Raw genomic sequence first — 23,239 nt, 5'->3', positions numbered from 1 at the left:
GATTATGTAGAGAAATGGAACCACTGTAGGGTTTCATTTCTCATGTTTGAATCAGTTGATGGTAATTATGTTTCCGCATTTCATAATTATTATCAGTGATATATGTAAGGCATCCATATGAAAATAAGAGGCTGTTCAAAGGTTTTCCGTACTTTTGGGCAGCCTCACCCCGTTAAAAGGACGATACTTTATGTATCGTCCTTTTTGTATAAAAAAACATCCAATCAATTGAGAGATTGATTGGATGTAAAAACATTATTAATAATGTTTTTTGCGTTTTGTAGCTAAAATACTTAATAATCCAGCTAGTAGAAGGACGATACCTACTGTTTGTGTAGGGTCTTCTTTATGACCTGTATTTGGAAGGTGTTTATCCGTATTTCGATCATCTTGCTGTTTGTTATCTGTTTCATTTGATGTTTCTTCGGAAGTTCCGTTTTTGTGTTTCTCAGATGTTTCATTGCCTTTGTTTTCTTCTTTATTTGGAGGAGTAACTGGCTTGTCATCTCCACCTGACGAAGATTCAATCTTTTTATTTGAAACTGTAATTTGTAGTGGTGTAGCTTGGGCTTTATCAATTGTAAAGTTTATTGGTGATGCATCTAATTGATAGCCTTTAGGAGCCTGTGTTTCTACTAATTGATAATTACCAGGTTTCAAATCATTTACGATTACTTTTCCGTGTTGGTCTGTTTTTAAACCTTCTCGGATGATTTTTCCATCTTGGTCTAAAATATTGAAAATGGCACCTTCAAGTGTTCCATGGTGATCAATATCAACTTTAGTTAACTCAATTGAACCTGTTGTTAAACTATTTAAAGCTGTAACAGAGGTAACCTGAGATTGTCCTTTCGTAATTGTGAAAGGAATTGGTTTAATGTTTAAATCATAGCCAGTTGGAGCTTTCGTTTCAATAAACTGATAATCTCCCGGACGTAAATCAGAAACAGAAATCTTCCCATCTTTATCAGTAGTTAAATCAGAACGAATATCCTTGCCGTCCATATCTACAATTTTAAAGATAGCCCCTTCAAGAGTAGTACCATCGATGTCATCAACTTTAGTTAATTCAACTGCGCCTTTAGTTAAGCTGTTAGTAGCAGTAACAGAAGCTTTAGCAGTTTGACTCTTTTCAATAGTAAACTTGATAGGATTTTGATTTAAGTCATAATGCTTAGGAGCTTTCGTTTCAATGAACTGATAATCTCCCGGACGTAAATCAGAAACAGAAATCTTCCCATCTTTATCAGTAGTTAAATCAGAACGAATATCCTTGCCGTCCATATCTACAATTTTAAAGATTGCTCCTTCAAGAGTAGTACCATCGATGTCATCAACTTTAGTTAATTCAACTGCGCCTTTAGTTAAGCTATTCGTAGCAGTAACAGAGGCGATTTTTTCTTGGCCTTTTTTAACTGTGAACTTAATAGGTGTTTTGTTTAAGTCATAGTGTTCAGGAGCTTTTGTTTCGATAAACTCATAGTCTCCTGGCGGTAATTCATCCACAACTAAACGGCCGTTTTTATCAGTAGTTAAATCGGTACGAACATCGTGTCCATCCTTATTAACAATTTTAAATACTGCACCTTCAAGTGTTGTGTTTTGCTTGGCATCATCAACTTTAATTAACTCAACACTACCTTTCGTTAAGCTATTAATAGCTGTAACGAAGACATGCTTTGTTTGACTTCTTTCGATTGTGAACTTAATTGGTTCTTCATTTAAGTCGTAATGTTTAGGAGCTTTTGTTTCAATAAATTGATAGTCTCCTGGTTGTAAGTCTTTAACGATGATTTTTCCGTCTTTATTGGTAACTAAATTCGTACGAATGTCGTTACCGTTCAGATCAGTAATTTTAAATACCGCACCTTCTAGCATTTCTTTCTTATCTATAGAGTCAACTTTCGTTAATTCCACGCCACCTTTTGTTAGGCCATTCTTAGCAGTAACAGAAGCGTGAGTTAGTTGACTTCTTTCGATAGTGAAGCTAATAGGTGTTTTATTTAAATCGTAATGCTTAGGAGCTTTCGTTTCAATGAATTGATAGTCTCCTGGGCGTAAGTTCGTAGCAGTAATCTTACCATCTTTATCAGTAGTTAAATCAGTGCGAACAATTTTACCTTTCGCATCGATGATGTTAAACACTGCATCAGAAAGTTTTGTATCTGGATTTATATCATCCACTTTTATTAATTCTACAGCACCCTCAGTTAAGCTATTTGTAGCAGTAACTTGGAGCTTTTCTTTTTGGCTTTTCTTAATTGTAAACTTAATAGGTGTACTATCTAATTTATAGTGTTCAGGAGCTTTCGTTTCAACAAACTGATAGTCCCCAGGACGTAAATCAGAAACAGAAATTTTTCCATGTACATCTGTTGTAAGCTCAGTACGAATCTCGTTACCATTCAGATCAGTAATTTTAAATACCGCATCTTTAAGAGCAGTACCATCTACATCATCCACTTTAGAAAGTTCCACAGCGCCTTTCGTTAAGCTATTTGTAGCTGTAACGGAGATAGGATCAGCTTGGCTCTTTGTAATTGTGAATGGAATTGGCTCTTTGCTTAAATCGTAGTGTTTCGGAGCCGTTGTCTCGATGAATTGATAATCACCAGGACGTAGGTCAGAAACGCTAATTTTACCTTGTTGATTCGTAACAAGATTTTTGCGAATTACAGTACCATTCATATCCACAATTTTAAATACTGCGCCTTCAAGAGTAGTGCCATCGACGTCATCCACTTTAGAAAGTTCCACGCCGCCTTTTGTTAAACTATTTTTCATAGTAACGGTAGCAATATCTTTTTGGCTTTTTTTAATTGTAAATATAATTGGTTTTTTGTCTAAATCATAGTGTTCAGGAGCCGTTATTTCAACGAATTGATACGTACCAGGACGTAAGTTTTCGATAACGATTTTACCTTCACTGTTTGTTTTTAAATCTGTTTTAAGTACTTTGCCATCTTGATCCAGTAAATTAAATACCGCATCAGCAAGTTTTGTTTGAGTGTTTAAATCATCAACTTTAAGTAATTCGATACTACCTTGTTTTAAGCTATTTGTAGCAGTTAAAGAAATAGCTTTCTTCTGTCCTTTTTCAATAGTGAATTTGATTGGTGTTTCATCTAAAACGTAATGCTTAGGAGCTTTCGTTTCGATAAATTGGTAATCACCAGGACGTAGGTCGTTAATTTCGATTATTCCTTGTTCATTTGTAACAAGGTCTTTATGAACTACATCACCGTTCATATTAACAATTTTAAATACTGCATCTTTAAGAACAGTGCCATCAACATCGTCTACTTTAGAAAGTTTAACTGCACCCTTTGTTAAAGCATTGGTAGCAGTGATATGAAGAGTTTCAGTTTGGCTCTTTTTAATTGTAAATACGATAGGTTTTTTATCTAAATCGTAATGTTCAGGAGCAATTGTTTCAACGAATTGATACGTACCAGGACGTAGGTTTTCAACAACAATTTTACCTTCATCATTTGTTTTTAAGCCTTCTTTAACTAGCTCTCCGTCTGCATCTAATAAATTAAATACGGCGTTAGCAAGTTTTGTAGTTATATCAATATCGTCAATCTTTGTTAGTTCAACGCTACCTTTTTTCAAAGCATTTTTGCCTGTAACATTGATCTCTTTCGTTTGACTTCTTTCAATTGTAAATGGAATCGTTGTTTCATCTAATACATAGTGCTCAGGAGCTTTTGTTTCAATGAACTGATAGTCTCCAGGGCGTAAATCAGAAACAGAAATTTTACCGTTTTTATCTGTAACAAGATTCGTATGAACTTCCTTACCATTCATATCCACAATCTTAAAGATTGCACCTTCGAGCATCGTACGATCGATGTCATCAATTTTTGTTAATGTTACTGCACCTTTCTTTAAACTGTTAGTAGCAGTAACAGTAATATTCTCTTTTTGACTTTTTTCGATAGTGAACGGAATAGGGTCTTTGCTTAAGGTATAGTCTTTTGGAGCTTTTACTTCAATAAATTGATAGTCTCCAGGACGTAAATCAGAAGCAGTAATTTTACCGTTTTTATCAGTTGTTAAACCTTTTCGAATTACCTTTTTAGTATCATGAGCGTCAACGATTATAAATTCTGCACCTTCAAGAGTAGTGCCATCAACATCATCAACTTTTGTTAAAGTGACGCCACCTGTAAGTAAACTATTTTTTACAGTAACAGGGATAGGAAGATCTTCCTTACTACCTTTTTTAATTGTGAACTTAATAGGTGTTTTGTCTAATTTATAATGTTCAGGGGCTTTTGTTTCGATAAATTGATAATCCCCTGGTGCTAAATCAGGAATAACTAATACTCCGTAATCATCTGTTGTTAAATCTTTCATAATTTCTTTGCCAGTTGCGTCTTGCAAGGTGAATACAGCGCCGGCAAGAGCTTTACTACTTTCCACATCATCTTCTTTAATAAGTTTAACTTTTCCTTTCGTTAAACTATTTTTAAATGTAAGTGGAAGGAGTTTTTGTTGTCCTTTTTCGATTGTAAATTCAATTGATTCTATATTTACATCGTAATAAGTTGGAGCCTTTGTTTCGATAAGTTTATAGTTACCAGGACGCAAGTCATCTACAACTAGCATTCCTTTACTATTCGTAACAAGGTCCGTACGAACATCTTCATTAGTATCTCTATTAACGATTTTAAATACTGCACCTTCAAGTGTTTCCTTTTCATCTGCAGCATTCACTTTTGTTAACTCAATACCGCCTTTTGTTAAGCTGTTTTTAGCGGTAACAGTAGCCTGAGTTGTTTGACTTTCTGTAATTGTAAATTTAATTGGTTTTGTATTTTTGTCGTAATACTTCGGTGCTGTTACTTCGATAAATTTATAATCGCCAGGGCGTAAGCCAGTAGCGATAGCTTTACCATCCGCACCAGTTTTTACATTTTCGCGAATGACTTTCTTTTCATCATTTGCATCAACAATTTTAAATACAGCACCTTCAAGAGCTGTACCATCGATATCATCAACTTTTGTTAATTCAACATCTCCTGGTTTTAAAGCATTTTCAGCTTTCACAAGTAGAGTTTCTTTCTGACTTCTATCGATTGTAAATTCAATAGGTTCTGCTCGTAAAACGTAATGTTCAGGAGCAGCTATTTCAATAAATTTATACGTACCAGGACGTAGGTTACTAACTTTAACTTTACCGTGTTTATCAGTAGTTAAGTTAGTGTGAGGGGAAACGTCATTATTATTTGTATCGACAAGTTTGAATACTGCACCTTCTAGTGGTTTTTTCTCACCAAACTCATCAACTTTTAATAATTCAACTTCGCCGGTTTTTAAGCTGTTATTTGCCGTAACAGTAGCAAGAGTTTGTTGGCTTTTATCAATTGTAAACTCGATAGGGTTTGTACTTAACGTATAATCTTTAGGAGCTTCTGTTTCGATAAATTTATAAGCACCAGGCTCTAGATCTTTAACAGTAACTTTTCCATCTGAACCTGTTTTTATATTTTCACGAATTACTTGTTTCTCGTCATTCGCATCGACAATTTTAAATACAGCACCTTCAAGGGCAGTGCCATCGACATCATCGACTTTTGTTAAAGTGACACCACCTTTAATGAGGTGATTCGTCGCAGTAACAGTAACTGCTTTCTTTTGACTTTTTATAATTGTAAACTCAATTGGTTTTTTATCTATGTCGTAATCTTTAGGTGCTTTTTCTTCGACAAATTGATAGTCTCCAGGGCGTAAATCTTTTGCTTCAATTTGTCCTTGATCATTTGTCGTTAATTTTTCATATCCACGAATTACTTTGTTATATCGATCGCGTACACTGAACTCCGCACCTGCTAAAGTTTTTCCATCTTTATCGAATTTTGTTAAAATGGCCGATCCTGGAATCAAACTGTTTGTTGCAGTTCGGTTTATTACTGTTGTTTGATCTTCTTTGATTGTGAATTGAATAGGTGTACTGTCTAATTTATAATGCTCAGGAGCAGTTGTTTCTTGTAAGTAGTAAGTTCCTGGTTTTAAATTATCTACAGTAATTTGTCCTTGATCATTTGTTGTTAATTTTTCGTGTTCTGAAATTATTTTTTTGTCTTTATCAAGTAGTGTGAAAACGGCACCTTGCAGTGTGACGTTTTTATTCAGGTCATCAGACTTTGTTAAAACTACTTTACCGACAAACTTCTTATTTGCAAGTTTATATGTTGTAGTCTCTTGTGTACCAAGTTCAACAATTTTCCCTTGTTTTAAATCCCAGCTAATTACATAGCCTTCAGGAGCCTTTGTTTCTTTTAATAAATATTTATCGCGTTTTAAATTATTAAATTTAGCGATACCGTCTTTGTCTGTTGTAATTTTACGGATAACAGTTTTACCTGTACGATCGTATAAAGTAAATTCTGCCCCAGCTAATAGTGCGTTCTTATTGTCGTTATCTACCTTTATAATTTCAAGGTTTCCACGGCCTTTAGTAGCAGATCCTCCGCCTGAACCAGAAGACATTCTCACTTCAATCGTTTCAGTAGTTTCTGTGTTTTTAACTGTCAACTTATTGCCTGTGATTTTCGCTTTATTACTTACTTTTTCTTTATCGTCTGCATTAATAAGTGAGCGATATTCTAAAATATAAGCTCGATCAATTTTTTTCAAGAAGGCAATTTCGAAATGTTGCTTTCCGGTATTATTGTCTGTTGTTATTTTGAGTTTATAGTCTGTTCCTTCTTTTAATTCGTTTACTGTATCTTTTGTTAAATTTCCATATGGATCAACAGTTGTAGGATATAAGTGGAATGAATCTTCCACAATTACCTGATTTTCGGTTGGGTCATCTGTTACAACGGCATCTGCAATGGTTGATTGGCTTTCGTTAATTGCGATACTCCAATTAATATAGTTGTCGTCTTGCACAGCTTTTTTAGTAACGAAGCTGCCACCTTTATTTACTTGAGTGTCACCTGTAAGGGTGTTTACGATTTTAGAACCATCTTTTAAATCTGCCTCGTTTTTGTAGGTGCCTTGGATAAGTTCACCATCAAGGCTTGTTTTAAAGATAATATAGTAAGGTGAATTAATTGATTGTTTGAAATGAACCTTTAGGGTGTTTTTATTTTTCTCTGTAGGTTCTTCAAGTTCATATTTCTCAGTTGGTACAGCATTACCAGGTTGTGCATTATCAGGATTTCCATTTAGAATCATATCGCGCACTTCAATGGATCCAGGCACTAATTTTTGTTTATCTTGTATTACGTCTATAACATAAGGATCTTTAATCTCAACATTATTATAGTTAAAGCCTATTATCCAAGTAATTTCCTTCGTTTGGGCGTTATAAGAACCGTATTTATAACCATTTGCCTTTGTGAAAGTATCAGGATCGAAATTAGCTTCAACTTTATTTGATTGTGGATTAGAATCCGTATCTATCCAAGAAAGGTTACCTGTATTTTTAAATGAATTTTTACCACTTTCTAGCTTTGTATAATCAAAGTCTGTCGTATATTTTACGACTAATGTCTTTGTCATATTAGACTGATACGTACCTATAAGAGTAATTTTGAAGCCTTTATCTGTTACATCTAAAACATAGTCAGTCCCAGCTTGAAGGGTATAATTTCCGTCTTTAATTTCTAGTTTCTTATCTTTTAATTGTAATCCACCATGATCAAAGGTGTCCGTAATAATCGCGTTGCTTAATGGATAGTTGTTATTATTTACTATAATTGTCCAAGTTGTTGTTTTGTCTTTATAATTTGTTTCAGCTTTATTATTAGATTTAATAATATTTTGCTGCTTGAAGCTAGCTTCATTTTCTTTACTTGAATCATTATCAGCTGTAACTTTATTTTTTACTTTTCCATCTTCTATAACTTTATTAGTTGGCTTGGTTTTATAGGTAATCACATAAGCACTATTAATATCATCATTAAACTGTAAATCGAATCCATTCTTCTTGTTACTTACAGTGTAATTATTAACAGCGTCTCCTGTTACAAGCGTTCCTTTTTCATTATATGAAGCGTTTTTTACAACAATAGAATTTGCATCTAGTTCGTGTGTATCGTCAAAAATATCTTTTAAAATCGCATCTGCTTTTTTGATCTCTCTTTGATCACCATTGTAAGTAATTGTCCACTCAATTGTTTGCGTCTTTGGATCATATTTACTTGTTTTATTTAAGTGTGTACCACGAGAAACCGTTACAGTAGAACTTGCGTTTTGTTGCTTTTGATTATCACTCGTTATCGTAACGTTATTTCGGAAACTTTTAATATTTTCATCAGTAATCTTTGTGGCATATTCGATTTGATATGCTTTATTGATAGAGTCTTTGAAAGCAATCTCCAATTTTGAGCCATCTGATGAAATAATATTGTAATCTGTTGGCTCAGCTTCTGCACCACGCGTTACATTCCCATTAACATCAACTTCTAAATAATAAACTTTAATAGAATCTTTATTTAAGCTTGTACCTTGTGGAATGTTATCTTTAAAAACAGCGTTTTTAAGGGTGTCTTTCGTTTTGTTCATCTCTACTTTCCAATTAATTTCATTTGTATTAATTGGTCTATCAGGTAAACCCTTTTTATTCGTAGCTGTTTGTACATTAGGCTTAAAATCAACTGTAATAGAAACATCCTTATCTTTAATCGGGAAAGGAATTTCTTGTGTTGTTGTACCTTTAATTTCAGCTTTATTAAATTCTGTCTTTAATTGTAGGTTACCAGCAACATCTGGATGCTCTTCAACATAATCGTTGAATGTCATCGTGACTTTTCCATCTTTTGTAACAGTGAAATTACCAATTTGATGGTTTTCACTATCATATAAAGGACTGTTAATTGTATTGTAAATCTTAAAATGTTTAGGAAGATCAAAAATATAGTAATCTCCATTTTTCACATTCATTGATTTTAAAAGTTCCCATGTAAACTCAATATTGGCAGGGGAATCTGTACTTGGACGGTTATCCTCTGTAAATGGTTTTCCGTCTTTATCCGTCAACTTTACACTGGTTAAAATGTTTGTTGTTATTTGCTTTGGACCTGAATTTGTATTCTCAGCAGGGGCGCTTGCTAGCTTTTGTTCTGGATTGTCAGTAGCAATTTTAGCTGCTGGGTTTTGTTCCGGATTATCAGTGGCAGTTTTAGCTGCTGGGTTTTGTTCCGGATTATCAGTGGCAGTTTTAGCTGCTGGGTTTTGTTCCGGATTATCGGTAACAGTTTTAGTTGTTGGGTTTTGTTTCGGATTATCAGTAACAGTTTTAGTTGCTGGGTTTTGTTCCGGATTATCAGTAACAGTTTTAGTTGCTGGATCTTGCTCCGGATTGTCAGTAACAGGTTTAGCTACTGGATCTTGCGCTTGTTTATTAGTATCCTGTTTGGTGCCATCTTCTTTAGAGTTTTCTACTTGAACAGGAACTGATATAGGCTGAACCATTGTTCCTAAAGGAAAAGCGATTTGAACTGATTTTTCCCCAGTTTTTAAAGTTGAGTTAAACACGGTATCAACTTTAATTTTTCCTTTAGCGTCTTTCAAATTTTCTACTTGATTATTAAATATTAATTTTAATTTATTATCTTTAGCTGTTATAAAATATTGACCAATATTTTTTTGATCTGTTACTAAATCCCCTTGCAAATCTTTAGATACTTTTAATGCAAGTGGTATTTGAACTACTGCTGTATCATTTGCGTGTGCAGCTTGTTGATCCTTTATTGACCAAGCGTATTCTACTTGAATGGTTGATCCTATCTTTATTAAATTGTTAGGATTTTTTGCTTCGTCAATAATATGATTCGTTGCATCTTTCATTTCAACAGTGTCAAATAAGGAATCTCCTGTTAAGATTTCCGCTTTTACTTGATTGTATGGAAAACTAGCAAGTTGCGAAAATAGTACGAATACAATTAAACATACATTAAAAAGTTTTTTCATTTTTCCTCCTCTGAACATTCATTTGTCCATTGGGGACTTATTCCACATGAACAAATGGAATATTAAAAGTATTTTTTATAAGCTATTTATTTTTGTTATCCCTCCGTTTCTATACGCTTTCTCAGACAAACAGAATTATGTTCAAAGTAATATTATTTAACGTAAAACAAAATGTATATTTACACAGTTCTGCGGAAATATACACAATTCGACAAAAAATGTCGAAAAAAATACTGATATAAAGAATGATATCAGACCTTTATATGTGAGATAGTTTTCATGTATATCTAGTAAAAAAGAATGGTTATAAAGGTAAGTTTTACGATACATACTAACCAATGTAGTGTATCCCTTTGTGAAGGCTAATTTTTGCCTTAAAGTTATGTGGAAATAAAAATCTAGATAGGGTTGGTTTTGGTCAGAATGAAGACAATATGTACTTTGAAAATAGTCATCTATTTTGTCTAAAGAGAGTTGTGCGATTAGTGGACCGAAGTTGAAAGATGATAGTTTCTTACATTGTTAGAGAAATATAAGAATTACAGAATATTCGACTAACACGTTACTACGGTCATTTTTGAGACTGTTTAAACAATAAGAAAGAAGTTGTTTTACTCCGTAGTCACAATATCTTTTTAGTAAAGATAAGCTGAAGTAACCTCCGCTAAAGATTATATACTTAAATGATAAAGAGTTCAACAATAGTTCACATATTTTCCCAAAAATAAAAACGGCTGTTTTATGTGGAATAAATCTACAAAACAGCCGTTTTTGGTATTAGATTTCTGTTAAGATTATTGGTTCACCGCGTGTTACGACAACGGTATGTTCACATTGTGCAACAAGACTTTTATCAGGTGTAACGAATGTCCAACCGTCGTCACCACGTTCAATAATATGATCAGCTTTCATAGAGATGAACGGTTCTACAGCGATAACAAGACCGTCTTTTAGAAGCGCATTATCCATTGGATCATAGTAACTTAAAATGTGATTTGGTGCTTCATGTAAGCTAAGACCAATGCCGTGACCAGTTAAGTTTTGAATAACATTGTATCCACTTTTATGTGCGAAGTTTGAAACAGCACGACCAATTTGATTTTGTTTTGAGCCAGCTCTAACCTTTTTCATTGCTGCCCAAAATGCATCAACTGCTGCTTGGCAAAGCTTTTCTTTTGCTTCGTCTTCTCCAAGAACAAATGAGATACCTGTATCTGCATAATAGCCATCAAGTGCAGCAGATACATCGACGTTTACTAAGTCGCCTTCTTTTAATACGCGATCTCCTGGAATACCATGAGCAACTTCCTCATTTACACTAATGCAAGTTACACCTGGGAAATCATATTCTTTTTCAGGTGCAGAAATAGCACCATGCTTATCTAATACTTTTTTACCGATCAAATCAAGCTCTTTCGTTGTCATACCTGGCTTCGCTTCTTTTTTCATTTCTTCACGTGCAAGCGCAACGATGCGGCCGATTTTTCGTAAGCCTTCTAAATCTTGTTCATTACGAATAATCATGAAAACCACTGTCCTTCCTCGAATATATATCTTAACCGATTGTATCATGTTTATTTTCGTCCTGCTACTCGCTTGCGGTATGCAGCTTGATTCCTCTCATAAAGAATACATGACAATTGTCATATCGATGTCATGACGCATCATACTGTTTCCTAAGTTTTCCAAGTAATACAATGTAAATATAAGAAACAGCGGGGGTGGAGAGATGGAAAAGATTATTGAAGTAAATGGTGTTTCTAAAACACTTAAACATAAAAACGCAGTAAATAATGTTTCATTTCATGTAAATAAAGGGGAAATAGTAGCGTTACTTGGTCCGAATGGTGCGGGGAAAACAACGACGATGTCGATGATGCTTGGATTAAAGGACCCGACAGAAGGTAAGGTCTTTATATTTGGAAAGAGTCCAAAGCATAGAGATGTTCGTAATAGTCTCGGTGCGATGCTGCAAGAAGTAAGTGTCATTGATAGTATTACGGTGGAAGAGGCAATCGAGTTATTCCGTAGTTATTATACGAATCCTATAGCGAAAGAAACGTTACTGCAGTTATCAAATTTAGAATCAGAGCGAAAGCAAAGATGTGAGAAGTTATCAGGTGGGCAAAAAAGAAGGTTGAATTTTGCGCTTGCACTTGCGGGAAATCCAGATTTGTTATTTTTAGATGAGCCGACAGTCGGAATGGATATTACGTCTCGAAGAATGTTTTGGGAAACGATTCGAAAGTTAGCAAGTGAAGGGAAAACAATTATTTTAACGACGCATTATTTAGAAGAAGCAGATGCTTTAGCAAATCGTATCTTATTATTTGCGAACGGAAAGATTATCGCAGATGGTACACCAGACGAAATGAAAGCGACGATTTCGCGAAAAACAATCACATTTTACTCGAAGGAAAGCATTCCTACAAAATTACTAAAGGAATTACCAAATGTAACAGAAGTAAAGTCAAGCGAAGGACGCTTCATTTTAACAACGGAGGATACGGATGCAACTTTAAAAGCCATTTATCAAAAGAGTTTACCTGTAACAGATGTTTCAGTTGAACGTGGAAGTCTTGATGAAGCATTCGAACAGTTTGTCGCAAATCAGAAGGAGGAAATCGCATGAGAGCATTATGGATGCAATGCAAAATAGAAATTTTACGTACATTCCGCAATAAATTATTTATCTTTTTCTCATTATTAATGCCTGTTATGTTTTACTACATTTTTACAAATGTTGTTCAAGTACCACAAAACGGAGATGCGTGGAAAGCACACTATTTAATTTCGATGGCAACTTTCAGTATCGTAGGGACTGCACTCTTTAGTTTCGGTGTGAGACTTTCTCAGGAAAGAGGACAAGGATGGACACATCTTTTGAAAATCACACCACTTCCAGAGGGTGCGTATATAACTGCTAAAATTATTGCACAAACAGTAGTAAATGCTTTTTCAATATTAGTTATCTTTATTGCAGGGATACTAATTAATCATGTTGAGTTAACGGTAGGGCAATGGATTGGTGCGGGATTATGGTTATTGTTAGGGGTAACACCATTTTTAGCATTAGGAACAGTAATAGGTTCCATTAAGAAGGCGGACGCAGCTGCTGGCTTAGCAAATATTTTAAATATGAGTTTAGCTATAGTTGGCGGGTTATGGATGCCGATTGAAGTATTCCCCAAAATATTAAGAACGATTGGTGAATGGACACCGACATACCATTTCGGAAGTGGTGCGTGGGATATTGTAGCTGGAAAATCAATTGGATGGGAAAATATCGCGGTATTAGGAGGTTATTTCCTTATATTTGTTGTAGTATCAATATATATAAGAAAAAGACAGGAAGCGGTATAAATGATAGAGAAGAAGAGGATTGAGATTTTTCCGAAACATATGGGATTCTTCCCGTATATGTGGTTTGTTTATCTATTATTTCCAATTTATCACTTAGCGCAGGCATCAGGATGGAAGCTTGTAATAGGAAGCGGTATGTTGATAATTTTTATCGTCACATACCGTCAGCTTTATTTTGTTCAGAGGACGTTTGTTTTTTGGGCGTGTATTCAAATGGTACTCATCTTTTTATTTGCTTTATTTTATAATCCTTTTATGATATTTTTTGGCTTTTTCACAGCAAGTGCGATGGGATTTGCGCCAAATAAGAAAGTATTTCGAGTGCTGTTATGTTCGTTAGTTATCATGCTTGGAGCATTTTTATTTGTAAATATGAATCAACTAACAACTACAAGTTTAGTAAATATCGTTCCAATGTTTATTTTAATGCTTCTTACGCCATTTGGTATGCGCAATTTTAATCAGAAAAAGATGTTAAGAAATCAATTGGATCAGGCGAACGAGCAAATTAAAGACTTAGTAAAACGTGAAGAACGGCAGCGGATTGCAAGAGATCTTCATGACACATTAGGGCATACGTTATCTCTTATTACTTTGAAAAGCCAGCTTGTAGAGAAGTTAATTGTGAAAAATCCAGAGCGTGCAAATGCGGAAGCTAAGGAAATTACACAAACTTCTCGTACAGCTTTAAAACAGCTGAGAGAATTAATTTCTGATATGCGTATGATTACGGTAGAAGAAGAGCTAGAGCAAATAAAAGCGATCTTACAAGCAGCTAATATTGAATTAGAAGTGAGGCAAGAAGCAAGATCGAGCTCGTTATCACCAATTGAACAAAATATTGTCGGGATGTGTTTACGTGAGGCCGTTACAAATGTTGTAAAACATAGTAAGGCAACGCGGTGCGCAGTTTCTGTATTAGAATCACAAGGTGAACTGATTTTGAAAGTAGAAGATAACGGAATCGGTTTAACAGATCAAAATCATGATGGAAATGGTATTCGCGGCATGAAAGAACGAATTGCTCTTATTGATGGATTTGTTGAACTAGGTACAATCAATCCAGGGACGTTATTAACGGTAAAAGTTCCAGTTGTTATTAGAACAGGAAAAGATGAGGTGAGGGCATGATTCGAATTATTATTGCAGAAGACCAGCGGATGCTTCGTGGTGCATTAGGGGCCCTGCTTGATCTAGAAGATGATATCGAAGTAATTGGGCAAGCTGCGAACGGGGAAGAGGCGTTAAAATTAATTGAATCGTTAAAGCCAGATGTAAGTATTATGGATATTGAAATGCCGATTCAAAGTGGATTAGATGTTGCTGAAGCGTTAAAAAAAGAAAAATCATTATGTAAAGTAATGATTTTAACAACATTTGCACGGCCGGGATATTTTGAAAGAGCAATGAAAGCTGGTGTGCACGGCTATTTATTAAAGGATAGCCCAAGTGAAGATTTAGCGGCAGCAATTCGTAATGTAATGAAGGGGAAACGAGAGGTCTCCCAAGATTTAATGTTTGGCTTATGGCAGGAGCAAAATCCGTTGTCAGATCGCGAAAAGGAAGTATTGTTGCTTGCGAAAGAAGGAAAGACGGCAAACGAAATTGCGAAGGCACTTTATCTTTCGCCGGGTACAGTACGTAATTATATTTCTGAAGTATTAGCGAAGCTCGATGCGAAAAATAGAATTGAGGCAATTACAATTGCGGAAGAAAAGGGTTGGATATAAAAAGAAGGTTACCTATGAGAGGTAACCTTCTTTTTATAATTATTGTATTTCTATTACTTGATTTACTTTCTGTAACGACTTGTAACCATGTGCTTCAAATGCCTTTGCAAATTCATTTGATACGGCAGTGCCATATAAATCTTTTGCAGCTTGTACGATATGAGATTGAAGTGATTCAAAGTCTTCAGCGGAAGTTGCATAATTTTGCAATGCACGCATAACAACTTTACTTACTTTTTCATTGCCTTGCTTTTGAACAGCAACATCGTTATATGTTTTACCTTCAGCTAATTGATATAATACGTGACTGATAATACCAGAATTCACGTGTGATTCTTGATTATTACCATCGTTATAGAAATCTTGTAAATTTGTATATAGTTTATGACCGCCGTCACCAATTTCCCTTGGGATATCACGAATTGTTAGGCCACCTAATGTATCGCCCATAATCCAGTTTCCTTTATCTTTCTTTACGTAATATTCAATTTGTGTACCCCAGAAATCCGCTAATCCCTCGTTTAGTGCAGATGTTTCAGCGCTTGGATATCTCACGACTTTATTTTTCGTCGTGCCACTGAATACAGCATGTCCAAATTCATGAGCTGTTACGTCAAGAGCGGATGTTAGTTTTCCGTCTAAACCATCACCAAATACCATTTGGTTCCAAGCGGGATGCCAAAATGCATTTACATAGTCTTCTTTTACACCATCACTAACTTCAGTAGAATCAAAACCGTGTACACTAGCAACAACTTTTGAATCTTTATTGTCGTAACTTTTTAGATTATGTTCTTTCTTAAAGTAATCGTAAATATCACTCATGTTCTTCATAGCGCCCGCGGCTTCTTTATCTGCAAAATTAGGATTGCTACTTGAAATTAGTGTCCCTGGATAACCAGCTTGACTATATCCTCCGAGGGAATCGGCGTAGTTTGCATTATAAATATAAATACCATTTCCGCGTGATAAATCCGCTAAATAAAATTTCCCATCAGTTCCTTTGGCAATATTGAAAGAGATGTTTTCTTGAAGTGCATTTTTCCCAGTTCCTTGCTCACTTGCAGGGGATAATCTAGGTGATGTTACTTGATTTATAGTCTTATTCTCTTTGTTTTTAATGAACTTTTCTTGGAAAAGTACTTCGCCAGTTTTTAGATCAACGATAGCATTGCCGTTTATAATTTGTTCATTGTTTTCATAAGTAAATGTAATAACAGTTGCGAATGTATAATAGCCATCTTTTTTCTTATAAACAACGGTTTCGCTAGAGAATTCTGTCTCAACTGCATCACTTGGAATTTGAACTATATTGCGTAATTTAGATTTTACTTCATTTTTCGACAAAAAATTTGTTATAGTAAGATTAGGTTGTTGATTTAAATTTTGAATAACTTTACCACTAACAGTTGTGATCACTCCATTTTTATCTACTTTTACAATGAGATCTTGGCCATATACTTTATAGTTTTTATATGTTTGTGCAAGGCGAACTTCGGTTTGATTTTCTTTGGTTTCTTTATTTGTAGGTTGGAAATCTACATTTTTTTCAGTAGTGACTTGTTCTTGTTGAGCTTTCGCCCCATTTACCTCACCCTTTAAATACTTTTTAGCAATATTTTCTTTCGTATCATTTTGAGGTTGTGTTAATTTCCCGATTGTTAAACCAGGCTGAGCAATTTCAACTTTGACTGCACTTTTGTCTAATTCTTGAGCATGAATAGCTTCTGTTGATAAAGGACAAAGAAGACCGAATGTAACGAAAGCACTAGCAAGTTTTCTATAATTCATCTATAACACTCCTAATCTATTATTGTATGTGAGATGAATTGTATGAAAAATTTGCCGAATTTTATATATATTATGCATTATTTCATATCAAAAATTGTCGAATTCACATTATTGTAGTGGTATGACAACTTAACAAATTAGATTGTTATAATGGGATGGTGAGTAAGTATGCACGCAGAGAAATTAGGAAGTGAAATTAAGAAAATTAGAGTGTTGAGAGGATTAACACAAAAACAGTTATCCGAGAACATATGTCATCAATCGGAAGTGAGCAGAATTGAATCGGGTGCGGTATACCCAAGTATGGATATATTGCAAGGTATTGCAGCAAAGTTACAAGTTCCCATTATTCATTTTTATGAGGTACTCATTTATTCCGATATTGAGAGGAAAAAGCAGTTAAAAGATCAAATCATTATGCTTTGTAAGCAAAAGAAATATAAAGAAATTTATAATAAAGTATGGAATGAGTTGAAAAAGGAAGAATATCATCCTGAGTTTCAGCAATTTCTTCAATGGCAATATCATGTAGCAGCGTATGTATTGAAGAAAAGTGATTATGAATATTGTATTTTAGAATTAAAAAAATTGTTAAATCAACAATTAACTGGGATTGATGTGTACCAAAATCTTTATATAGAGAATGCAATTGCAAATATTTATGCTGAAAATGGTTACTTTAAGAAGGGCATGGAGTTATTTGAAGGTATATTAAAGCAATTAGAGGCATTACCTGAAAATAAAGAGTTTGATGTGAAGGTAAGACATAATTATGCGAAAACATTATACTTAGATAATCAATATGAAGAGGCTCTTTATCAAATAAATAAAGCTATTGAAATATCGTGTCGAATTAATAGTATGGCATTGATTGGGCAGCTATACTATCAAAAAGGTGAATGTTTAGAAAAGCTAGGCTATGATGAGACAGAGAGTGAAGAAGCTTATGAAAAGGCTTATTTCTTTTTTGATATATTAGAAATGCATACGTATAAAGAAAAATTTATGAAAAAAATGACGAAATAAAATAACGCAAAAACTAAATATGCATAATTGCATAATGTATGGATAAATTTTCATGATATATTAAAAGAAAAAATGTGGGTGATGGAATATGAAGAAACTACTTATCGGTAGTCTATTAACGTTAGCAATGACATGGGGTATTTCATTAGCGGATACAGCTTTAGAGAAAAGTCAAGTAATTTCTCATGATGATCAAGAGGTACAATTAGCTTCAGATATGCCTTTTGAGTTTTAAAAAAACAACCGTCTTACTTAGACGGTTGTTTTTTTATGGAGTAACATCCAAACGTCTTTACTAGAAACAGGTTTGCTAATAAAGAATCCTTGAATGTGATCACAATTTTGTCTATGTAAAAATTCCCATTCTTCTTCCGTTTCTACACCTTCTGCAATCACTTCTAAATTTAGTTCTTTTGATAGTGTAATAATTGAAGAGACAATTGCTTCTTCTAAAGGGCTAGTTGTAATTCCACAAATAAACTCTCGAGCAATTTTTAATGTGTTAATTGGATATTTTGTTAAATAAGCTAAAGAACTATAACCAGTTCCAAAGTCATCGATTGAAATTTGAATGCCGAGATTTTGAAGCTGTTCTAGTTTTGCAACTACAGATTGATTTTGATTAATTGCGATGCTTTCCGTAATTTCAATATCTAGTGCTTCTGGTTTCAGTTCTGTTTCTTCCAACACCTTTGAAATAGTTGAGATTAAATCTGCATGGTTAAATTGAACAACAGATAAATTCACACCAACTTTTAAGTGAGAAAAACCTTGATTATGCCATCTTTTTGCCTCTAAACAGGCAGTACGTAAAATCCAATTACCAAGTTCAATAATAAAACCAGTTTCCTCTGCTAGAGGGATAAATTGGGCTGGAGATACGATGCCGAGTTTTGGATGCTTCCAACGTATTAATGCTTCAAAACCGATAATTTGTTTTGTTTTTGTGCTTACTTGTGGCTGGTATTCAAGGAAAAATTCATTTTGTTGTAATGCTTTTGAAAGTTCACCTTCTAAGAATTGAATTTCATTTTGAGCGATACTCATTTCTTTTGAGAAGAAAACAAATCTGTTTTTTCCATTTGCCTTCGCACGGTACATGGCCATATCAGCATTTTTCATTAACTCATTTACATCAGTTCCGTAATCAGGATACATCGCAATTCCGATACTTGGTGTAATAGAGAGTTCTTCGCCTTGAATGAAGAATGGTTTGTTTAAAATAGTTAAAATCTGTTCAGCTATAAAAATTGCACTTTTTTCTGAGTACATTTCTGGTAATAGAATGGTAAATTCATCTCCACCTTGGCGAGCGACGACATCTTTTGAACGCAAGCAACCGCGTAATCTTTTTGCTACTTCAATTAATAATAAATCTCCGACGTCATGACCAAGTCTATCGTTAATTTTTTTAAATCGATCTAAATCAAGGAATATGACGGCGACATCATTTGCGTTAGTTTGGGCTGTATTTAAAATGGCTTTTAAATCTTTTTCGAACTTTCGGCGATTTGGTAATCCAGTAAGTGCATCGTGAAAGGCTAAATGTTCTACTTGTTTTTGTTTTTCATATAAAGTGGTAATATCACGCGCTATCCCAAACATTCCGACCACTTCTTTGTTTATAAAAGTAGGGATAAGTGTAATATGGAGATAATAATAATAGCCTTCTTGTTCTTTTGTACGAACTTCTAACGTTTGTGGCCTACCTTCCTTTGTAATTTGTAAAGCCTTCTTTAGTAGTTCGTGGTCTTTTGAATCAATGAAGTGTACCAGAGAATAGCTTGCCACTTCGCAATAATAGGCAGTAAATAAGCTTTCGCATGCCTTATTAGAGTGTTGAAAAATGCCATTCATATTTAAAGAGAAAACGGCATCGGGATGATCTTCGAATAAAGATTTATAACGTTGTTCACTTTTTGATAATGCAAATGCACCTTCTTCAACTTCATCCTCTAGTTGTGTAGTCAACTGTTCATATGTATGGATTAGTGCTTGATTATCTTTCCACATGTAAAGTTGCCGCAAGAATAACAAAATAAGTGATAATACGAGACCGATTAACATGAACTTATCATCCCAAGGTTGAATGATAATAAAAGAAAAAGTAATAATTATACTAAAATAAGGTAGTATAAAACGTACATAATCGAATCGATAATATTTTGTTTTCGTTTCATGCTGCATTGGTTTATCCAAAATATATAGTATGGAAGAAAGTCCAATTAATAAAATAGAAGCAGTGTGTATTAAATAATTAATTTCAGCAGAAGTTTTCATCCCAAAGTTCAATTGAAACAGATGAATATAACCGTATATGAGTATAATAGTGAAGCCGATAATTAATGCGATTCTACTAGAAGAATATTGTTCTCTTCTATATAGGCTAATAACGGCGTAAATTACTAATGATTGTGCAATGAAATACCCAATTAAAATCCAAGTATCTTTTGTTAACATGCGGAAACTTGAAAGATCTAAGATAAAAGTTAAGGTGAAATAAATGTTCATAATAATAATAAAGATGCTATCGAATGAAAATTGCGAAAGCCCCTTAATAGAGTAATTCTTTATAAACTTTATAGCAAATCCAACAAAGAGTAAAATATATTGTATGATAAAAAAAGGCAATGCTTTATATGAAAATATAGATTGATCATGTATGGAAAGTGAACTAAGAAATAGGGTTATCTCCATAATTAATCCACATAGGCAAGTACATAGTAATAAAATCCAAAATAGTTTATCACTGCGTTTCATTTTCTTAATAGCTTTATATAAACAGTGGCAAGAAAAAAGTGCAGCGAAACAGAATAAGAAAAGAATCCCAATTTCCTTTATATGCGACTCGTTTGGAATAAAGAGTATCCAAAGAGCGAATATAGATATGTATATTATGACAAATTGTACATAATTTTTTTGACTAATCATATTATGACTCCGTTTCAATAAAGTTGAATCTCGAGGGAATGCTAATTTAAATAATAGCATATAAAATAGGATGTTTTTTACTATAAAAATTACTTTTTTGAAAAAATGGTGCAAAGTTACAATTTACCACTGTAACTTTGCACCACTTATTCTTTTAATTCCTCTTATAGCAGAAAGTTCATCTATTAATTGGAATAGTGCTAAGTCTTTTTGTTTACTTTCAATCATAATATCGAAATTATGATTGTTTTTTTTTGCAACGTGTAAGAAGGGCTTGATAAACTCTAAATCGATATATTCAGCATGAGCCCTAAATTCTTTTTCCGATCTCGGAGAGGAAATGTGAACTTTAGGAGAGATATTTGTATGTGACCAAGTTTCAAAAATTGCAGGAAGCAACTCTTCTAGTGGTTCCTCGCAAAGATTGGCCATATGATGATGATAATCAAATACAAATGGGATATTTTCTTTTTGGCAAATTGATAAAGTTTCAGAAGTTGTATATGTTTTATCATCGTTTTCAAGAGTCATTTGTTTTTTTATATGTGCAGGAAGTTTTTTTATGTTTTCATGGAAGCGCTCAATTGCCTTTTCTTTATTTCCATAGGCTCCACCTACATGAATATTAATGTAAGAGGAATCTGCAATGCCTATAGCATCTAATACTTTATAATGATAAGTCATATCCGTAATAGCGTTAGTAGTAATATGTGGCTTGTCGCTTGTAAATAGCGTAAATTGATTTGGATGAAAACTTATTCGTAAATTGTGTTCTTTAATTAAAGCTCCTATTTTACGCCAAAGTGGTGTGAATACCCCAATATAGTCAAACTCGACTTCGGGATGTGTTGCAAGTGGGACGATTGAAGACGATAGGCGATATAGTGGGATTTCATGCGCTATATTGTAATGTAGGATACGTATTGTGTGCTCTAAATTTTGCCTTATAACATGGTACAGTTTGTCTTCTCGCTCTTGCTTGCTGAGTTTCTTAAAGCTTGTAAACGTCATTGTTTTGGCAGGAGAACAGTCCCAGAGTGCCATTGCATGTGAGACATATCCAAACCGCATAATCATATAAGATACACCTCTTTTATTCATTGTCTTTCCTATAAAAAGAAAGCAAGCATTGTTCCAATCCATTCCTTTCCTCTATCGATAAGAGAAGTTGGGTTTACATCGCTATAGGAAAGTATGGATGCATTCTTTAGGTCTTCATGGAATTTATTTTTTACTGTTTGAACGAAATGTTTACTATATAACAGGCAGTTTATTTCATGGTTAATATATAAACTTCTCATATCAAAGTTTGCTGTTCCGATATCACAAATATCATCATCCACTATAATAATTTTGGCGTGAAAAAAACCTTGTTGAAATGCATAAATATTGCAACCAGCCTGTATTAATTTTCGGCAGTATGGGAATTTTGCTTCTCGAACGAGAGGGTGATCAGCTTTTTCTGGAACAAGAATTGTGATTTGAACCCCTCTTTCTCTTGCTTTTAATAAGGCATTCATAATTTTTTTTCCAGGAATGAAATATGGTGTACCGATACAGATTTCTTTTTTTGCTCCGTTAATTAAATGTAAAAAAGTATGCTGTAAATAAGCACCATCAGTCGGAATAAATTGATGCAGTATGGTACCTGGGTTTTGTTTTGGAAAATAAAGAGAAGCATTCAATAAATCCTGTTTCGTATCATCAAACCAGTCATGCAAAAATTGCTTTTGTAAATCTTGAACCCCTTCTCCTGTAAGACGTAAATGATAGTCTCGCCATAATCCTAAATATTCATTATGCCCCAGATACTCTTCGCCGATATTAAATCCCCCGATATAGCCAGTTTTCCCATCAATCACTGTAATTTTTCTATGGTTTCTTTGATTGGCAGAAAAGAAAAGCAGAGGAAATTTTACCTTATGACAAAATGAAAAAGATACACCATGTTTTCGGAGGGAGCGAATAGCTTCGTTTGATAAAGAATGGCTGCCAAATCGATCAAGTAAAAGTCGTACTTCAATTCCTTCCTGAGCCTTATCAATCAGCAAATTTAAAAATTCACGACTGATTTTATCGTTTTTTACAATGAAGAATAAAATATGAATGTGGTGCTGTGCTTGTTTTATATCAGTAAATAAAGCGTCATACAAATCTTTCCCGTATGTATAAAGGTGAAAATCACTTTGACGTAAAGGGAAAGTGCGAGAGCTTACCCGTTTTAAATGAAGAAATCTCCCGTATGAAAGATCAATTGTAATCCAAAGAGCAACGGATATTAACAAAAGAGATAAGTAGAGCATCAGTGAATTCCCTCCTTCGCATTCTTTTCACCTTCAGTGTGTTACAAATGATACGGGTAGCACGGCTGTTATTATAAATTTCATCAGATGATAGTATGTTGCACTGATTAAAGTTTCACTTTATAGTTTCACCGAAATAAACAGCTTTATGAAAAAATGTGTTGT

General features: G+C 34.0%; 12 protein-coding genes. 6 read left to right on the top strand and 6 right to left on the bottom strand.

Annotated elements, in window-relative coordinates; translation table 11 throughout:
* Positions 1 to 258: 258 nt before the first annotated feature.
* A complete protein-coding gene (locus QCI81_RS13610) occupies positions 259 to 9,930 on the bottom strand; it encodes a SpaA isopeptide-forming pilin-related protein (RefSeq protein WP_353810809.1) in 9,672 nt (3,223 codons plus the stop codon).
* Between the two features lie 777 nt (positions 9,931 to 10,707).
* The gene (gene map, locus QCI81_RS13605; protein WP_142340417.1) at positions 10,708 to 11,502 is read right to left on the bottom strand and encodes a type I methionyl aminopeptidase; all 795 of its coding nucleotides are present in this window, start codon (positions 11,500 to 11,502) and stop codon (positions 10,708 to 10,710) included.
* A gap of 157 nt (positions 11,503 to 11,659) precedes the next feature.
* Between map and QCI81_RS13600 the strand changes: the two genes are divergently transcribed.
* The 4 genes from QCI81_RS13600 to QCI81_RS13585 are packed head-to-tail and all read left to right on the top strand — an operon-like array spanning position 11,660 to position 15,023.
* Positions 11,660 to 12,562, top strand: coding sequence for an ABC transporter ATP-binding protein (locus tag QCI81_RS13600; RefSeq protein ID WP_098852024.1), 903 nt, complete (start codon positions 11,660 to 11,662; stop codon positions 12,560 to 12,562).
* On the top strand, positions 12,559 to 13,293 hold the full coding sequence (locus QCI81_RS13595; protein ID WP_001202428.1) for an ABC transporter permease: 735 nt from the start codon (positions 12,559 to 12,561) through the stop codon (positions 13,291 to 13,293). Before QCI81_RS13600 ends, QCI81_RS13595 begins: the two co-directional genes overlap by 4 nt.
* Entirely contained in the window at positions 13,294 to 14,424 is a 1,131-nt protein-coding gene (locus tag QCI81_RS13590) for a sensor histidine kinase (RefSeq protein ID WP_098852023.1), read from the top strand. It begins immediately after the preceding gene.
* Complete coding sequence (locus QCI81_RS13585) at positions 14,421 to 15,023, top strand: response regulator transcription factor (protein ID WP_023523574.1); 603 nt, start codon at positions 14,421 to 14,423, stop codon at positions 15,021 to 15,023. Before QCI81_RS13590 ends, QCI81_RS13585 begins: the two co-directional genes overlap by 4 nt.
* Positions 15,024 to 15,062: 39 nt before the next feature.
* Here the strand turns inward: QCI81_RS13585 and QCI81_RS13580 are convergent, their stop codons facing one another.
* Positions 15,063 to 16,814, bottom strand: a complete 1,752-nt coding sequence (locus QCI81_RS13580) for a M4 family metallopeptidase (RefSeq protein ID WP_098852022.1) — start codon at positions 16,812 to 16,814, stop codon at positions 15,063 to 15,065.
* Between the two features lie 168 nt (positions 16,815 to 16,982).
* On the opposite strand from QCI81_RS13580, the gene QCI81_RS13575 reads away from it, so the two are divergent.
* Together QCI81_RS13575 and QCI81_RS13570 are read left to right on the top strand one after the other, a co-directional pair.
* The gene (locus QCI81_RS13575; RefSeq protein WP_023523572.1) at positions 16,983 to 17,840 is read left to right on the top strand and encodes a helix-turn-helix domain-containing protein; all 858 of its coding nucleotides are present in this window, start codon (positions 16,983 to 16,985) and stop codon (positions 17,838 to 17,840) included.
* 88 nt (positions 17,841 to 17,928) lie between these two features.
* Positions 17,929 to 18,075: a quorum-sensing peptide PapR gene (locus QCI81_RS13570; RefSeq protein ID WP_000734744.1), complete on the top strand. Its 147-nt coding sequence runs from the start codon at positions 17,929 to 17,931 to the stop codon at positions 18,073 to 18,075.
* A gap of 17 nt (positions 18,076 to 18,092) precedes the next feature.
* Here QCI81_RS13570 and QCI81_RS13565 read toward each other — a convergent pair whose 3' ends face one another.
* From QCI81_RS13565 to cls, 3 genes are all read right to left on the bottom strand, one after another.
* Positions 18,093 to 20,771 (bottom strand): DUF4084 domain-containing protein, encoded by a 2,679-nt coding sequence (locus QCI81_RS13565; RefSeq protein WP_098852020.1) that lies wholly within the window; start codon positions 20,769 to 20,771, stop codon positions 18,093 to 18,095.
* 123 nt (positions 20,772 to 20,894) lie between these two features.
* A complete protein-coding gene (uvsE, locus tag QCI81_RS13560; RefSeq protein WP_100910598.1) occupies positions 20,895 to 21,848 on the bottom strand; it encodes a UV DNA damage repair endonuclease UvsE in 954 nt (317 codons plus the stop codon).
* A gap of 32 nt (positions 21,849 to 21,880) precedes the next feature.
* Positions 21,881 to 23,074 carry a cardiolipin synthase gene (gene cls, locus QCI81_RS13555; RefSeq protein ID WP_000966410.1) on the bottom strand — a complete coding sequence of 398 codons (1,194 nt, stop codon included), beginning with the start codon at positions 23,072 to 23,074 and terminating at the stop codon, positions 21,881 to 21,883.
* Between the last annotated feature and the right edge of the window lie 165 nt (positions 23,075 to 23,239).

This window comes from Bacillus cereus group sp. MG20, from assembly GCF_040459885.1.
Classification (GTDB): Bacteria; Bacillota; Bacilli; order Bacillales; family Bacillaceae_G; genus Bacillus_A; species Bacillus_A cereus.
Note: the sequence above shows the minus strand (reverse complement) of the source record. Positions and strands in the feature narration are given on the sequence as shown.

Bases quoted from the DNA above. Each gene is read 5' to 3' on its own strand.
- QCI81_RS13610 (WP_353810809.1), bottom strand. From the start codon at position 9,930: ATGAAAAAACTTTTTAATGTATGTTTAATTGTATTCGTACTATTTTCG.
- map (WP_142340417.1), bottom strand. From the start codon at position 11,502: ATGATACAATCGGTTAAGATATATATTCGAGGAAGGACAGTGGTTTTC.
- QCI81_RS13600 (WP_098852024.1), top strand. From the start codon at position 11,660: ATGGAAAAGATTATTGAAGTAAATGGTGTTTCTAAAACACTTAAACAT.
- QCI81_RS13595 (WP_001202428.1), top strand. From the start codon at position 12,559: ATGAGAGCATTATGGATGCAATGCAAAATAGAAATTTTACGTACATTC.
- QCI81_RS13590 (WP_098852023.1), top strand. From the start codon at position 13,294: ATGATAGAGAAGAAGAGGATTGAGATTTTTCCGAAACATATGGGATTC.
- QCI81_RS13585 (WP_023523574.1), top strand. From the start codon at position 14,421: ATGATTCGAATTATTATTGCAGAAGACCAGCGGATGCTTCGTGGTGCA.
- QCI81_RS13580 (WP_098852022.1), bottom strand. From the start codon at position 16,814: ATGAATTATAGAAAACTTGCTAGTGCTTTCGTTACATTCGGTCTTCTT.
- QCI81_RS13575 (WP_023523572.1), top strand. From the start codon at position 16,983: ATGCACGCAGAGAAATTAGGAAGTGAAATTAAGAAAATTAGAGTGTTG.
- QCI81_RS13570 (WP_000734744.1), top strand. From the start codon at position 17,929: ATGAAGAAACTACTTATCGGTAGTCTATTAACGTTAGCAATGACATGG.
- QCI81_RS13565 (WP_098852020.1), bottom strand. From the start codon at position 20,771: ATGATTAGTCAAAAAAATTATGTACAATTTGTCATAATATACATATCT.
- uvsE (WP_100910598.1), bottom strand. From the start codon at position 21,848: ATGATTATGCGGTTTGGATATGTCTCACATGCAATGGCACTCTGGGAC.
- cls (WP_000966410.1), bottom strand. From the start codon at position 23,074: ATGCTCTACTTATCTCTTTTGTTAATATCCGTTGCTCTTTGGATTACA.